The 14,104-nt window shown below is 66.4% G+C and carries 15 protein-coding genes; 2 read left to right on the top strand and 13 right to left on the bottom strand.

From position 1 onward, the window contains the following. A partial coding sequence (locus ACPYOD_RS18095; RefSeq protein WP_481303093.1) for an FKBP-type peptidyl-prolyl cis-trans isomerase N-terminal domain-containing protein occupies positions 1–226 on the bottom strand: 226 nt, incomplete at its 3' end. Between the two features lie 163 nt (positions 227–389). Here ACPYOD_RS18095 and ACPYOD_RS18090 point away from each other — a divergent pair. Beyond that, on the top strand, positions 390–1,172 hold the full coding sequence (locus ACPYOD_RS18090; RefSeq protein ID WP_481303092.1) for an enoyl-CoA hydratase/isomerase family protein: 783 nt from the start codon (positions 390–392) through the stop codon (positions 1,170–1,172). A gap of 132 nt (positions 1,173–1,304) precedes the next feature. Here ACPYOD_RS18090 and ACPYOD_RS18085 read toward each other — a convergent pair whose 3' ends face one another. The 5 genes from ACPYOD_RS18085 to ACPYOD_RS18065 form a co-directional block, all read right to left on the bottom strand. Continuing rightward, positions 1,305–2,129 carry a DUF1684 domain-containing protein gene (locus ACPYOD_RS18085; RefSeq protein WP_481303091.1) on the bottom strand — a complete coding sequence of 275 codons (825 nt, stop codon included), beginning with the start codon at positions 2,127–2,129 and terminating at the stop codon, positions 1,305–1,307. A 32-nt stretch (positions 2,130–2,161) separates the two neighbouring features. Beyond that, complete coding sequence (gene mutL / locus ACPYOD_RS18080) at positions 2,162–4,000, bottom strand: DNA mismatch repair endonuclease MutL (protein WP_481303090.1); 1,839 nt, start codon at positions 3,998–4,000, stop codon at positions 2,162–2,164. Positions 4,001–4,096: 96 nt separating this feature from the next. Next, positions 4,097–5,680, bottom strand: coding sequence for an N-acetylmuramoyl-L-alanine amidase (locus ACPYOD_RS18075; protein ID WP_481303089.1), 1,584 nt, complete (start codon positions 5,678–5,680; stop codon positions 4,097–4,099). A gap of 170 nt (positions 5,681–5,850) precedes the next feature. Further along, a complete protein-coding gene (gene tsaE / locus ACPYOD_RS18070) occupies positions 5,851–6,303 on the bottom strand; it encodes a tRNA (adenosine(37)-N6)-threonylcarbamoyltransferase complex ATPase subunit type 1 TsaE (protein ID WP_481303088.1) in 453 nt (150 codons plus the stop codon). Further along, a complete protein-coding gene (locus tag ACPYOD_RS18065) occupies positions 6,300–7,772 on the bottom strand; it encodes an NAD(P)H-hydrate dehydratase (RefSeq protein ID WP_481303087.1) in 1,473 nt (490 codons plus the stop codon). The genes tsaE and ACPYOD_RS18065 overlap by 4 nt, the downstream gene beginning before the upstream one ends. A gap of 34 nt (positions 7,773–7,806) precedes the next feature. Here ACPYOD_RS18065 and queG point away from each other — a divergent pair, with 34 nt between their 5' ends. Further along, the gene (gene queG / locus ACPYOD_RS18060) at positions 7,807–8,865 is read left to right on the top strand and encodes a tRNA epoxyqueuosine(34) reductase QueG (RefSeq protein WP_481303086.1); all 1,059 of its coding nucleotides are present in this window, start codon (positions 7,807–7,809) and stop codon (positions 8,863–8,865) included. 81 nt (positions 8,866–8,946) lie between these two features. Here queG and ACPYOD_RS18055 read toward each other — a convergent pair whose 3' ends face one another. The 7 genes from ACPYOD_RS18055 to rpsM form a co-directional block, all read right to left on the bottom strand. Continuing rightward, complete coding sequence (locus ACPYOD_RS18055; RefSeq protein ID WP_481303085.1) at positions 8,947–10,320, bottom strand: class II 3-deoxy-7-phosphoheptulonate synthase; 1,374 nt, start codon at positions 10,318–10,320, stop codon at positions 8,947–8,949. 43 nt (positions 10,321–10,363) lie between these two features. Then, positions 10,364–10,864 (bottom strand): disulfide bond formation protein B, encoded by a 501-nt coding sequence (locus ACPYOD_RS18050; protein WP_481303084.1) that lies wholly within the window; start codon positions 10,862–10,864, stop codon positions 10,364–10,366. 263 nt (positions 10,865–11,127) lie between these two features. Further along, positions 11,128–11,514 carry a 50S ribosomal protein L17 gene (gene rplQ / locus ACPYOD_RS18045; protein WP_481291667.1) on the bottom strand — a complete coding sequence of 129 codons (387 nt, stop codon included), beginning with the start codon at positions 11,512–11,514 and terminating at the stop codon, positions 11,128–11,130. Positions 11,515–11,724: 210 nt separating this feature from the next. Next, entirely contained in the window at positions 11,725–12,723 is a 999-nt protein-coding gene (locus ACPYOD_RS18040; RefSeq protein WP_167022115.1) for a DNA-directed RNA polymerase subunit alpha, read from the bottom strand. Positions 12,724–12,739: 16 nt separating this feature from the next. Continuing rightward, positions 12,740–13,366 carry a 30S ribosomal protein S4 gene (gene rpsD, locus ACPYOD_RS18035; protein ID WP_029213873.1) on the bottom strand — a complete coding sequence of 209 codons (627 nt, stop codon included), beginning with the start codon at positions 13,364–13,366 and terminating at the stop codon, positions 12,740–12,742. An 11-nt stretch (positions 13,367–13,377) separates the two neighbouring features. Continuing rightward, a complete protein-coding gene (rpsK, locus tag ACPYOD_RS18030) occupies positions 13,378–13,764 on the bottom strand; it encodes a 30S ribosomal protein S11 (RefSeq protein ID WP_007513384.1) in 387 nt (128 codons plus the stop codon). Between the two features lie 12 nt (positions 13,765–13,776). After that, positions 13,777–14,104 (bottom strand): 30S ribosomal protein S13 (rpsM, locus tag ACPYOD_RS18025; protein ID WP_481303083.1); only part of this gene is annotated, 328 nt, incomplete at its 5' end.

Genomic DNA, 14,104 nt, shown 5'->3' with positions numbered 1-14,104 from the left:
TCGCATAGCCGTCCTGCAAGGCCTTCACCAGCACGGCGATGTCGACATCGGGCTGCGCGCTGTTCGCGAACTGTGTGCCGATCTGGTAACCGATGGCATAGGAAAGCTTGGTCTTGTCGATGGCCGGCGCACCCGAAGCGGGCAACGTGGGCGCCGACTGCGCACAGGCGACACCGCTTGCCAGCGCCAGCGCGACGAACACGACCAGGAAACGCAAGGGTGACATCCCGTTCTCCGTGAATCCGGAACCGTTGGCGTGCGTGGAGGATAGTCCATCGGCACGCGGCCCGCCCATTGCTTCCTGAGACGCCGTACGAGGGGTAAAGGTTCCCCTGCCTGCGTTACCATCCGGCTTTTCGGCACGTCCGCCCCATTCACCAGGAGCCGTCATGGCCTTTCGCACCCTCGCCACCGCCGACCGCGGCGCTGTCCGCACGATCACCGTCAACCGCCCCGACAAGCTCAACGCGCTGAACCGCGAGACCATCGGCGAACTGACCATCGCGTTCCGCCAGGCGGCGCAGGACGACGCCGTACGGGTGGTGGTGCTCGCGGGTGCGGGAGAAAAGGCCTTCGTGGCGGGTGCCGATATCTCCGAGATGACCGCATGGTCGCCGGTGCAGGCCCAGGCGGCATCGCGCGCGGGGCAAGACCTCATGCTCACGATCGAACGCCTCGGCAAGCCGGTGATCGCGAAGATCCAGGGATACGCGCTCGGCGGTGGGATGGAATTGGCAATGGCATGCCATCTGCGCGTCGCCAGCGAGAAGGCACGGTTCGGCCAGCCCGAGATCGGCCTCGGGCTGATCCCTGGCTTCGGCGGCACGCAGCGGCTTACGAGGCTCACCGGCCGCGGTGCCGCGCTCGAGCTGTGCCTGCTCGGCCAGCAAGTGGATGCGGCACGTGCCGAAAGGCTCGGACTCGTCACGCGCGTGGTGGCCCCCGACGAACTCGACGCCACGGTGGACGCCATGGCCGATCAGCTCGCCGCCGCGGCGCCGCTGGCCCTGAAGGGCATCCTGGACACCGTGATCGAAGGCGGCGAATGCGCGATCGACCAGGGCCTGGCGTTCGAAACGCAGGGCTTCGCCATCGCATTCTCCACCGAGGACATGCGCGAAGGCACCAGCGCGTTCCTCGAACGCCGCAAGGCGAGCTTCAAGGGCATTTGAAGGCAGCCACAGACAGAACCGTTGTGGGAGCCGGCTATGCCGGCGATCCCGCGGCAGCGGGCAAGTTCGCCGCGAGACACCCATCGCCGCTGAAGCGGCTCCCACACAAAGCCTGGCCCACGAAGCGGTACATCAGTGCCCGCCGCGGTACTTCAGTTCGCCTGCCTCGACCCAAACATCCAGCCGGTTTTCCGGCGGCGCAAGCTGGCAGGTGGCGTACGGCGTGAACGAGCACGGCGGATTGCGCGCCTCGTTGAAGTCGATGACCAGCTTGCCGTCCACCGGAAGCCCCGTGTCGAGGAACCGCCCCGCGCCATACGTTTCCTTGCCGGACGTGAGATCGCCGAAGACGAAGAACAGCGCTTCGGGTACCTCCTGGACAGGGTAAAGCTCTAATACACGCCCATCGCGCGTGAACACGGCCTTGCCCGGCACCCTCTCCTTCTCGATGGTGCCGATCGCGGTGCCAAGCTCGAGCTCGTAGGGGGGATCGAACGGCACCCAGTCCGCGACCACGCGCCACGTCGGGTCGATCGGGAAGTACTCCAGCCCCTGGAAGCCGGTGCGCGACGCGGCTTGTTCGTCCTTTACACGCACTGCCTTGCGCCCGTCGCGCTCGATGACGAAGAGCGTGGCGGAACCGAAGCGGACTTCGCTCGGCGTGCTTCCTTTCGCATCGTCGCGCAACGTTGCGCGCTCGACGACTTGTCCGTCCACCCGTGCATCGCTGCCAGGCGCCAGTTCGATCGTCGTGGTGCCGTCCGGCGCGAGCGCGATCGTCCCGAGTCTCGCGGGACCTGTCGTCAGCACGATGTCGTTGTCGCTAGCGCTACCGACGCGATTTGCCCCTTCCTGCAACCATTCGAATCCGATCAGGCTGAGCCAGCCGCCCGGCGCCGTGAGCAGTTCCAGGCGCCGCGCACGCGCGGCGGCGACGTCGTGTTCATGAGAAGTCATCGCAATCTCGCAAAGTGAATGTTTCTTCCGCCTCAACGCCCGCGCAGGAAAAGCTTGTCGAGTTCACCCAGCGACAGCTGCACCCACGTCGGTCGTCCGTGGTTGCATTGTCCCGAGCGTTCGGTGGCCTCCATCTCGCGCAGCAGCGCATTCATCTCCGGGATGCCAAGGCGCCTGCCGGCGCGCACGGACCCGTGACAGGCCATCGTTGAAAGCAACTCGTTTTCAAGCTCTTCGAGTCGGCGCGAACTCCCGTGCTGCGCGAGTTCGCCAAGTACATCGCGGGTGAGTTGCGCGACGTCGGCGCCTTCAAGCAACGAGGGGATACGGCGCACCACCACGGCACCGGGACCGCTGCGGGAGAGTTCGAGACCCCATTCGCCCAGGGCGTCGGCGTGCTCCTCCGCCGCGGCAGCCTCCTTCGTGCTCACCGCGATGGACATAGGCACCAGCAGCATCTGCGAACGAAGGTTCGCGGTGACGCGTCCGCTCTTGAGTTTCTCGTAGGTGATGCGCTCGTGCGCGGCGTGCATGTCGACGAGCACGAGTCCGTGCGCGTTCTCCGCCAGCACGTAGATGTTCTTCAGTTGCGCGATGGCGTAACCGAGCGGCGGCACATCGCCCTCGTCCGCCTCGCTGCCGGCCGGCAAGGGTGCGGGACGCGACATCGTCGACCCGAACAACGTGGAGTAATCGGCAAGCGGCTGTTCCCGCACGCCGAGATTGAGCCGCGACTGACTGGACTGCTGCGGCCATGCGGGTGTCGATGACGGCAGGGACGAAGGGGACGCCAGGGGTCGATGGTCGATGAAGGCGCCCACAGCGCCGGCGGCCATCGGCTCGCCCAATTCGGCCACGGGCATGGCCGCGCCGGCACGCGTCTGCGCCAGCGCCTCGTGCAACGTGCGGAAGAGGAAATCGTGGATCAGGCGCTGCTCGCGGAAGCGCACTTCATTCTTGGCCGGATGCACGTTGACGTCCACGCCGGCCGGATCGAGCTCCAGGAACAGCACGAATACCGGATGGCGGCCATGGAAGAGCACGTCCGCGTAAGCCTGACGCACGGCATGCGCCACGATGCGATCGCGCACCAGACGTCCATTGACGTAGAAATATTGCTGGTCCGCCTGCGAGCGCGATGCGGTCGGCAAGCCCACCCAACCGGAGAGACGCATGCCCGCCGCCTCGTGTTCCACGCGCAGCGCCTGTCCGGGGAATTCCGGACCCAGCACTTCCGCCACGCGTGCCAGCGCGGCGTTCTCGTCGCGCGCGGGCTTGAGCAGACGCACCGGCTTGCCGTTGTGGCTGAGACGAATATCCACGCCCTCGCGCGCCAGCGCCAGGGACTTCAGGAGATCGTCGATATGCGCGAATTCCGTGCGTTCCGCACGAAGGAACTTTCGGCGCGCGGGCACGTTGTAGAAAAGATCGCGCACCTCGATCGTGGTTCCCTGCGGATGCTGGGCGGGCCGGACGTCCTGCATGCGTCCACCGTCGACCTCGATGCGCCATGCGGAATCGTCCCCCGCCTGGCGCGACGTGAGCGAGAAGCGCGCCACCGAAGACACCGAGGCCAGCGCCTCGCCGCGGAATCCCATGCTCGACACGCGCTCGAGGTCGTCGAAGCTGCCGATCTTGCTGGTGGCATGCGAGGCCACGGCCAGCGACAGTTCGTCGCGCGGAATGCCGCCGCCGTCGTCGCGCACGCGGATGAGCCTGACGCCGCCCTGTTCGATGTCGACCTCGATGCGGCGCGCACCGGCATCGATGCTGTTCTCGACCAGCTCCTTCACCACCGAAGCGGGCCGCTCGATGACTTCGCCGGCGGCAATCTGGTTGATCAGTTCCGGCGGCAGGGGACGAATGGGCATGACGGCGTGACCTGACGGGCTTGCAAGCCTCGAAGGATAGCCGAAGGCGGGGCAGGCCGCCCCCCGGATACGCCAGGCGCGGGTACGCGGACGGACTCAGCCCGAGGGAATGACCATGACCGAGCCGACGCGTACGGTGTTGTCGGTCATCTTGTTGGCGAGCTTCAGCGCGCCGACCGACACGCCGTACTGCTGCGCGATGCCGGTGAGCGTCTCGCCCCGGTTGACCCGGTGCACATCGCGGACGTTGTCGTCGGCACGGCCGCCAACCTGTTTCGCAGGCGACGGAGCGGCCGCCTTGGCGATAAGCGTCGGGGCGGCCGGCTTCGGCGACGCGGCCTTCGCCGGCGCCGCGTCGTCGCGGGAAGGCTTCGACGGCGTGGCGTCACCGTCATCGGACGACCGCGAGGACGCCACGAGGGTGCCGTTACGACGGGCCGCCTGCGCAGCGAACCAGGTTCCCGGCGGCGGCATCGACTCGAAATAGTTGCGCACGCCACCGAGCACCGCCGTGGCGAGGCTGCGGCGATGGTCTTCGTCACGCAGCCGCTTTTCCTCCGACGGATTCGTGATGAAGGCCGTCTCGACGAGGATCGACGGCACATCCGGCGAGCGCAGCACCACGAAGTTGGCGCGCTCCACGTAGCCGCGATGCGTGGGACCCAGGCGACCCAGGGCCTTCAGCACGTTGCCGGCGATGGATTCGCTGGCTTGCATGGCGTAGCCCTGCTGGAGGTCGAGCAGCACGGCCGCCAGTGTGTCGTCCTTGTCGTCGAGCGAGACGCCGCCGACGAGGTCGGCGCGGTTTTCCCGGTCGGCCAGCCAGCGTGCGGCCTCCGAGGTCTTGCCGCGCGGGGAGAGCACCCACACGGAAGAACCCTTGGCGTCGCTGTTCTTGAACGCGTCCGCGTGGATGGACACGAACATGTCCGCGTTGTGCTCGCGGGCGATCTGGTAGCGGCGCTTCAGGGGAATGAAGTAGTCGCCGTTGCGGGTGAGCACGGCCTGCATGCCGGGCTGACGGTTGATCTGGTCCGCCAGTTCGCGCGCGACCTGCAAGGTGACGTCTTTCTCGCGAAGGCCGGTCGCGCCGCGCGCGCCCGGGTCTTCACCGCCGTGGCCGGCGTCGATAGCCACCACCACCTTGCGCTCCGTGGCGAGCATGGGGGGCTTGCCCGGGGGAACCGTCTTCGTGCGCGTATCCCGCGAGGCCGACGCCACGGCTTTCGCGACGGCCGGCGTATCGTCGATGACCGGGTTGTCGCCCGGATCGCTCTGCCCACCTGGGTAAAGATCCAGCACCAGGCGGTAGCCATAGTCGCCGGCCGGCTTCAGGAGGAAGCTCTTCGGCTTGGCGGTGGGGTCGACCTTCGCCACCAGGCGTGCGGCAGCACCCTGTTTCACGGTGGTCAGCGACTTGTAGAGTCCCTGCCCGCCCGGCGCCGAGAAATCGCCGGTGACGGCGCTGCCCGCGATATCGAGTACGACGCTGCCAGGCGTATCGCCGGCCGACATCTTGTAGTTGGCCGGGCCGGACAGGTCGAACACCACGCGCGTGTATTCGGGGCCAGCCCAGACGCGTGCAGCCTTGACGTCCGCGGCCGTCGAACGGACAGGCAAAAGCGTCGCGACGGCGGTCACGCACGCAAGAAGGCTAAGTTTGACGGCGATTCCCCTCATACGGCCCGGATTGAACTGCAAGCGCCCGCTGAATGCAAGAGATTTGCCTTGTTAATCCATAACCTGCGAACACTTCGTCAACGGGCGTACAGGAATGGGCCGCAAATCGTCAGAAGACTCTCAGGGCGGCGCGGGCGCCGACCTGCTTTTTCGGTGGCCGGATGTTGTGGCTAGAGGTCGCCGATGAGTTGCCGGCCCGCGGCGGAACGCGGTTCGAAACTTACGACCCGCCCACCGCCCTCGTGCCTGAAGTGGAGTTCCAGGTCCACCGGCGGCAGCGCTCCCGCGCCGCGCTCCGGCCATTCCACCAGCACGATCGCACCGGGTTCGGCCAGGCTGTCCAGGCCCAGCCACTCGAGTTCGCCGGGATCGGCGATGCGGTAGAGGTCGAGATGGAAGGCGCGGCGGCCGTCGAAGTCGTAGCCCTCGACCAAACTGTAGGTTGGGCTCTTCACCCGCTCGCCGACGCCGAGGGCGCGCAGGAAGGCGCGCGCGAAGGTGGTCTTGCCGGCACCGAGGTCGCCGTGCAGGTACACGACCAGGCCTCCCTGCAGTCGGGCGGCAAGCTGCTGTCCCAATGCGACCGTTGCCGCTTCGTCGGAAAGAACCTGATCGAGGCTCATGCGTCCAACCCGTTCACGAGCCGCCGCAGCGGATCGAGCAAGTCGCCGGCCAGCATGCCCCGCTCACCCGCCCTGGCCGCGATATCCGCCGCGCGGGCGTGCAAGCCCACACCGAGGCATGCGGCGCGGTAGGGATCGCATCCTTGCCCCAGCAAGCCGGCGATGACTCCGGTGAGCGTGTCGCCCATGCCCCCGCTGGCCATGCCGGGATTCCCCCATGGGCAGACCGACAGCTCACCCTCGGGCGAGGCGACGAGACTGCCGTTGCCCTTGAGCACCACGACCGCGCGGTGGCGGCGCGCCAGCTCACGCGCCGCGGCGAAACGATCCGCCTGTACCGCGACGGTCTCGATGCCCAGGAGCCGGGCCGCCTCTCCCGGATGCGGAGTGAGCACCGTTTTCGCCGGAAGCGTGCGCGGCTCCGCATGCAGCAGGTTGAGTCCGTCGGCGTCGAGAACCGTCGGCAGGTCCATGTCGAGGGCCGTCGTCCATAATGCGTGGCCCCAGGCACCCTGCCCCAGCCCCGGGCCGAGTGCGACGACGGAGGCCTTGTCCAGCATCGGCTGCAACGCCTGCGGACCGTTCACGCCATGCGCCATCAGCTCCGGCCGCGCTGCGTTCATGGCCGGCACGTTGTCCTCGCGCGTGGCCACGCTGACGAGGCCCGCACCGGTGCGCAGTGCCGCTTCCGCCGCCATGCGGATCGCCCCGCCCGTGCCGTGATCCCCACCGATCGCCAGCACATGGCCGTTCCCGCCCTTGTGGGAATCCTTCGGTCGCGGCGGCAAGCCAGCTGCGACCATGAGGCATGCATCCGGCGCCTCCATGATGTCCCGCGGAAGGTCCAATGCGTGCAGCTCGATGTCGCCGGCGATCTCCGCGCGGTGCGTATGCAGGCCACGCTTGCGTACGATGAAGGTAGCCGTGGCCGCCGCGCGCACCGCCACACCGGGACAAGCGCCTGTGTCGGCGGACAGGCCGGAGGGCACGTCCAGGGCGAGCACGGGAACACCGGCGGCATTGATCGCTTCGATGGCCTCCCGCGCCTCGCCTTCCGGCGCACGGTCGAACCCGGTGCCGAACAAGGCGTCGACCATGATATCCGCCACGGGCAAGCGCCGCCAAGCGGAGAACGGATGCACCGTGCCGCCCAGCGCCTCGAAGGCGGCCCGGGCGCGCACGGCGTCCTCGCTGCGTGGCAGTCCCAGCGCCACCGCATCCACCGCCAGTCCGGCGGCGAGCGCATCACGCGCCACCAGGTAGCCATCGCCACCGTTGTTCCCCGTGCCGCACACCACGCGCAGGCGCCGTGCCGAAGGCCAGCGGCGCTGCAACATGGCGAAAGCCGCGGAAGCGGCCCGCGTCATCAGTTCGAAGCCTGGAATGCCGAGCCCGTCGATGGCGCGCCGGTCGATCGCGCGCGCCTGGGCGGATGTGAAGAGGGCGATATCCGGATCGATGGCGGTCATCGGCCGATTATAGGAGGGCCGCTAGAATAGCGGCATGTCCGTTTCCATCGATTACGCCTCCCTGGCCCGGGACATCAAGCTCTGGGCACGGGAACTGGGTTTCGCCGACACCGGCATCGCCGGTACCGACCTCGGCGACGACGAGGCGCATCTGGAAAGCTGGCTGGCGGAAGGCCACCACGGCGAGATGGACTACATGGCGCGCCACGGCACGCGCCGCAGTCGCCCGGCCGAACTCGAACCCGGCACGCTCCGCGTCATCTCGCTGCGCATGGACTACATTCCTCCCGGCATGCCGAACGCGTGGGACGTGATCCGCGACGGCGAGAAAGCGTACGTGGCGCGATACGCGCTGGGCCGCGACTACCACAAGCTCATGCGCAACCGTTTGCAGAAACTGGCGACGCGCATCGAAGAGCGCATCGGCGAGTTCAAGTACCGCGCCTACGTCGATTCCGCACCGGTGCTGGAGAAGGCCATCGCACGCAACGCGGGCCTCGGCTGGATCGGCAAGCACACCGTGCTGATCAACAAGCGCGCCGGCTCGTATTTTTTCCTCGGCGAGATCTACACCGACCTTCCCCTTCCCGTGGATGCGCCGGCAAGCGCCCACTGCGGCAGCTGCCGCCGCTGTATCGACATATGCCCGACCCAGGCCATCGTCGCGCCTTATCGCCTCGATGCGCGCCGCTGCATCTCGTACCTCACCATCGAACTGAAGGGCAGCATCCCGCTGGAGTTGCGCGAACCGATGGGCAACCGCGTGTTCGGCTGCGACGACTGCCAGCTCATCTGCCCGTGGAACAAGTTCGCCCAGGACGCCACGGAACCCGACTTCGCCCCGCGACACAGCCTCGACGGGCCGAAGCTCGTCGAGCTGTTCGCATGGAGCGAAGGGGAATTTCTTTCCCGCACGGAAGGCATGGCCATCCGCCGGACGGGTTACGAAGGATGGCTACGCAACCTCGCGGTGGGACTCGGCAACGCGCCACACAGCGATGAAATTATCGCCGCACTGAAGGCGCGTGCAGATCATCCGTCGGACATGGTTCGCGAACATGTTGCGTGGGCGCTCGCGCGGCAGGCTGCATAAGGGCAACCTGCCCGCTACCGCGGGATCGCCGGCATAGCCGGCTCCCACAAATCGCCGGCATAGCTGGCTCTCCACAAACAGTCAGACCATACCGCCGGATTTCCTCACGATCAGCATCGCGAGTTCCAGCGACTGCTCGTAGTTGAGGCGGGGATCCACCATCGACTTGTACGCGCGGTCGAGGTCCTGCTCCACGAGGCCACGGGCCCCGCCAAGGCACTCCGTGACATTCTCGCCCGTCAGTTCCAGGTGCACGCCGCCGAGGCGCGTGCCCGCCGCGGCGTGGATGTCGAAGGCCTGGTCGAGTTCGCCGGCGATATTCGCAAAGCGCCGGGTCTTGTACCCGTTGCTCGTGCTCTCGGTGTTGCCGTGCATAGGATCGGCCACCCAAAGCACGCGGCGGCCTTCACGCTTCACCGCTTCGAGCAACGGCTGCAACTGCGTGGCGATCTTGTCGTTGCCCATGCGATGGATCAGCGTGAGGCGACCCGGCTCTTCGTTCGGATTGAGCACGTCGATGAGGCGCAGCAGATCGTCCGCCTGGACCGTCGGGCCCACCTTCACGGCGATCGGATTGCGGATGCCGCGGAAGTATTCGGTATGCGCGCCATCGAGCGCGGCCGTGCGCATGCCGATCCACGGGAAATGCGTGGACAGGTTGAACCAGCCGTCCTGGCGCGGCACCTGGCGGGTGAGCGCTTCCTCGTAGTGCAGCAGCAGCGCTTCGTGCGAGGTGTAGAAATCCACTCGCGAGTAGCTGGAGATCGACTGGCCCGCCAGCGTCTCCATGAAGCGCAGCGAGTCACCGATGCTGGCCACCATGCGCCTGTATTCGGCCGCCAGTGGCGAATGCTCCACCCAGGCGAGGTCCCAGTATTCGGGATGGTGCAGGTCGGCAAAGCCACCGTCGATCAGTGCGCGGACGAAGTTCATCGTCATGGCAGAGCGGGCGTGCGCCTTGATGAGGCGCTGCGGGTCGGCGCGGCGAGCTTCCGGGGTGAATTCCGGGCTGTTGACCAGATCGCCGCGGAACGCCGGCAAGGTGACGCCGTCGCGGGTCTCAGTGTCCGCCGAACGCGGCTTCGCGTACTGACCCGCGAAGCGGCCTACGCGCAGCACCGGCTTCTTCAGGCCGTGCACGAGCACCAGGCTCATCTGCAGCAAGACCTTCAGGCGGTTGGAAATGATCGGGCTGCTGCAATCGGCGAAGCTTTCCGCGCAGTCGCCACCCTGGAGCAGGAACCGCTCGCCGTCCTGGGCCTCGGCGATGCGCTGCTTCAGCGCAAGGATTTCCCAGGAGGTGACCAGCGGCGGAAGGTCGCCCAGCTGTTCCAGGGAGCGCGCGAGCTCCGCGCCGTCCTCATAGGTGGGCTGCTGCAGGGCGGTCCTCGACCGCCACGATCCCGGCGTCCAGTCGACGGACGGGGGAGTTACGGCTTTGAGGGAGTGTTGCATGTCGATACTGCCTGCGTGGATGCGCCTTGCGCGGCGCGGAAAGTCAACGAACGGAACGGCGAACCGCCAGGAAGGCCCAGACGATGAGCACGACGAACCAGAGCAGGGTCCAGCCCGGCATGGGCACGCCCAGGATCGGCTCGACCTTTGCGCACTCGCCGGAGCCGGTGAATGCGAGCTTCAGCATCTTCGTGAACGGGAAGGCGTCGAAGAGGTAACCCAGGCCGGGGCCGCACGCGGGGACCTGGTCCGGCGAGAGCGACTGCAGCCACAGGTGACGGCCGGCCGTGGCGATGCCCCAGAGTCCGCCGAGCGCGATGAGTGCGGCGTAGACGACGCGGCCACCGGTCCGCCGCGGCGCGTGCAGACCGCCGACAAGGAAGGACAAGCCCATGAAGCACACGGCCACGCGCTGGAAGATGCACAGCGGGCACGGGTCGAGGTGCATCACGTACTGCGCATAGAGCGCGAAGGCCATGAGTCCCACGCAGACGACGAAGCCGGCGAGGTAACGCGTACGGAACGACCAGGTGCGAAGGCTCATGCGATCAATGCTGCGATGCGGGACACCCACGTTAACGCTTTGTGGAGGCAGTTGTAAGTCCTGGCCCGAAGTTTCTTTTGCAACCAAGACAGGTACTTGTGGCTGAACGCGCGCACCATCGAACATTGTGGGAGCCGGCTGTGCCGGCGATCCTGCGGCAGCGGGCATGCTCGCCGCTAGCAGCCATCGCCGCTGAAGCGGCTCCCACAAAAAAACCCGGCAGGTCGCCCTGCCGGGTTCTCGTTCGATCGAATCACGGACGCTTATTCGGCGTCGACGGCTTCGGTCTTGGCCGGGCGGTCCACCAGTTCGACGTACGCCATCGGGGCGTTGTCGCCCGGGCGGAAGCCGCACTTGAGGATACGCAGGTAGCCACCGGGACGCTCGCGGTAGCGAGGACCCAGCTCGACGAAGAGCTTGCCGACGGCCTGCTTGTCGCGCAGGCGCGAGAAAGCCAGGCGGCGGTTGGCGACGCCGTCGGTCTTGGCGAGCGTGATGAGCGGCTCGGCGACGCGACGGAGTTCCTTCGCCTTGGGAAGGGTGGTGCGGATAAGCTCGTGCTTGATCAGCGACGAGGCCATGTTCTTGAACATGGCTTCGCGGTGGCTGCTCGTGCGGTTGAGCTTGCGACCGGATTTCTGGTGGCGCATGGCGTTTACTCTCTAAGGTCTGTTGTTATGAAAAACCGGCCAGGATGATCCGGCTTTCCGCGGTTACCCGCTTTTCGAGGCTGTAAGAACGCCTCGTTATAAGAGCACGGCCTCTGCGGACCGTTCTGGAACTCCGGAGGAAATGCGCGAGGCATCCACCGGTTGGAACAAAGGATCGGGGCGATCGAATAACGATCGCCCCGTGGAACATCAGCCCAGCTGCATGCCGTGGGACAGGCCCGGCGGCGGCCAGTTCTCGAGCTTCATGCCGAGCGCGAGACCGCGCCCGCCAAGCACATCCTTGATTTCCGTGAGCGACTTCTTGCCCAGGTTCGGCGTCTTCAGCAGCTCGACCTCGGTCTTCTGAACCAGGTCGCCGATGTAGTAGATGCTCTCGGCCTTGAGGCAGTTCGCCGAGCGGACCGTCAGTTCGAGGTCGTCGATCGGACGGAGCAGCAGCGGATCGAAACCGCCCTTCTCCGCCTTGGTCGAATCGCTCTCGCGACGCGAGAAGTCACCGAAGACCGACAGCTGGTCGTTGATGATCTCGGCGGCCTTGCGGACCGCGTCTTCAGCGCCAATGGTGCCGTTCGTCTCGATGTCGAGCACGAGCTTGTCGAGGTTGGTGCGCTGCTCGACACGAGCCGCGTCCACTTCGTAAGCCACGCGCAGGACCGGCGCGAACGACGCGTCGAGCTGCAGACGGCCGATCGGCCGGGTCTCGTCGTCCGGGTGCTGGCGCGCGCTGGCCGGCTGGTAGCCGACGCCGCGACGCACCTTCAAGCGCATGTTCAGGGCCACATCCTTGGTGAGGTGGCAGATCACGTGCTCCGGATTGACGATTTCGACGGAGTGGTCGACCGCGATGTCGCCCGCGGTGACCACGCCCTTGCCCTTCTTCGACAGCGTAAGGGTGACTTCGTCACCGGTATGCTGGCGGATGGCGACATCCTTGAGGTTCAGCAGGACTTCGATCACGTCCTCCTGCAGACCTTCGAGGGTGGTGTACTCGTGCAGCACGCCGTCGATTTCGACCTCGACGATGGCGCTGCCCGGGATCGAAGAGAGCAGCACGCGGCGCAGCGCGTTGCCCAGGGTGTGACCGAAGCCACGCTCGAGCGGCTCGACCACCACCTTCGCGCGGTTCGCTCCAAGCTGCTCGACGCTGAGGCCACGAGGCCGCAGCACACTAGTTGACGAAACTGCCATGCAAGGCTCCGGTGGATTACTTCGAGTAAAGCTCGACGATCAGGGCTTCGTTGATATCGGCCGGGAGATCGCCACGATCCGGGACGGCCTTGAACGTACCCGCGAACTTCTTGCTGTCGACCTCGACCCACGACGGACGAAGGTCCATCGTGTCGTAGATCGTCGCCGCTTCCTGCACGCGCAACTGCGTACGGGCCTTCTCGGTCAGCGAGACCTCGTCGCCCGGACGGACGTGGTACGAAGGCACGTTGACCTTCTTACCGTTGACCGTGACGGACTTGTGGGCCACGAGCTGGCGAGCCTGGGCGCGGGTGACCGCGAAACCCATGCGGTAGACGACATTGTCGAGACGGCTTTCCAGCAGGCGCAGCAGGTTTTCACCCGTATTGCCCTTCTGGGTCGAAGCCTTGGTGTAGTAGTTGCTGAACTGACGCTCAAGCACGCCGTAGATGCGCTTGACCTTCTGCTTCTCACGCAGCTGTACGGCGTAGTCCGACAGACGGGCGCGCTTGTTGGCGCCATGCTGACCGGGCTTGTTTTCGAGCTTGCACTTGGAATCAAGCGCGCGAGCCGGGCTCTTCAGACCGAGGTCGGCACCCTCACGACGCGCCAGCTTGCAGGTAGCTCCACGATAACGGGCCATGGTTATGCTCCTTAGACGCGACGCTTCTTGGGGGGACGGCAGCCGTTATGCGGAATCGGCGTGACGTCAATAATGTTGAGCACCTTGTAGCCCAACGCGTTCAGAGAGCGCACGGCCGACTCGCGGCCCGGGCCGGGGCCCTTGATGCGCACTTCCACGGTCTTCACACCGTAGTCGCCCGCAGCGCGGCCAGCCTTTTCGGCGGCAACCTGAGCAGCGAACGGGGTGGACTTGCGGGAACCGCGGAAACCCGCGCCGCCAGCCGTCGCCCACGACAGGGCATTGCCCTGGCGATCGGTGATCGTGACGATGGTGTTGTTGAAAGAAGCCTGCACGTGGGCCACGGCATCCGTGACGACGCGCTTGATCTTCTTCTTGGTCTTAACCGGCTTAGCCATAATCGGTATCCGTTACTTCTTGATCGGACGACGCGGACCCTTGCGGGTACGGGCGTTGGTACGCGTGCGCTGGCCGCGCACCGGCAGGCCGCGACGATGGCGCAGGCCACGGTAGCAACCGAGGTCCATGAGACGCTTGACCGCCATGCCGATTTCGCGGCGGAGGTCACCTTCGACCGTGTACTTAGCGACTTCGGCGCGGATCTTCTCGACCTCGCCTTCGCTGAGCGACTTGATCGGGGTGGTTGCGACCACGCCCGCGTCGACGCAGACCTTCTTGGCCCGCGACCGGCCGATTCCGTAAATGCTCTGCAGACCGACCCAGACATGCTTCTGGACC

This window comes from Luteibacter sp. HAY1-4A, from assembly GCF_056755355.1.
This window is presented reverse-complemented; position numbering and strand designations above follow the sequence as displayed.